Source organism: Novosphingobium endophyticum (assembly GCF_014640675.1).
GTDB classification, from domain to species: Bacteria; Pseudomonadota; Alphaproteobacteria; order Sphingomonadales; family Sphingomonadaceae; genus Novosphingobium; species Novosphingobium endophyticum.
Genome location: NZ_BMHK01000109.1, coordinates 1 through 771 on the forward strand (window position 1 = coordinate 1; position 771 = coordinate 771).

Sequence of the window (771 nt, forward strand, 5' to 3'; positions counted from 1 at the left end):
GGAGCGCATGCGCGAGATGAACATGGCCGCCGGCCAACTCGAGCAGCTGGCCAGCCATGCCGACAAGCGCTTCGCTACCGCCGAGGACTGGCAGGCGCATCTGGAGGCGCTTGGCTTCGACACGCTCGGGGTCCATCCCGATCCGGTCAAGGTCGCCAGCGAAGGCGCATTGTGGGGCGCCCTGTGCGAGCAAGGGCTGCTGGGGAACACGGCAATCGTCTCCGACGGTGCCGGCCAATTCCGCGTCGGCAATCATCATGCCCTATGTTGGGTTCACGCCGAGAGGCTGGTCCACAAGCTCCAGCCCCGGTCGAAGAAGGACCGCCAGGCCGTCGATCTCAAGCGCACGCTGATCTGGTGGCTCTACGCCGACCTCAAGGCATGGCAGCGCGATCCCGATCCCAAACGGGCCAGGGCCCTGCGCGCCCGCTTCGATCGCATCTTCACCAGGCTCACCGGCAACGTGATGCTGGACCGGCTCCTGACACGCCTCCATCGTCAGAAGGCCTCGCTGCTGCGCGTCCTCGAGCGCCCCGAGATCCCGCTGCATACCAACGGTTCGGAAAACGACATCCGGGCCTTCGTCACCAAGCGCAAGATCTCCGGCGGAACCGTCAGCGAGGCCGGAAGGATCGCTCGCGACACCATGATCGGCCTCATGAAAACATGCGCCAAGCTCGGGATCTCGTTCTACAAGTTCCTCGGCTGCCGCTTCGCCGTTCCCAAAGCACGACACATTCCCTGGTTGCCAGACCTCGTCATCGCAGCTCA

At 64.7% G+C, this 771-nt stretch carries 1 protein-coding gene; it reads left to right on the plus strand.

Annotation, left to right across the window (positions count from 1 at the left end; genetic code table 11):
• On the plus strand, positions 1 to 771 hold a 771-nt coding region (locus IEX32_RS20450), incomplete at both ends, for an IS66 family transposase (RefSeq protein ID WP_188773364.1).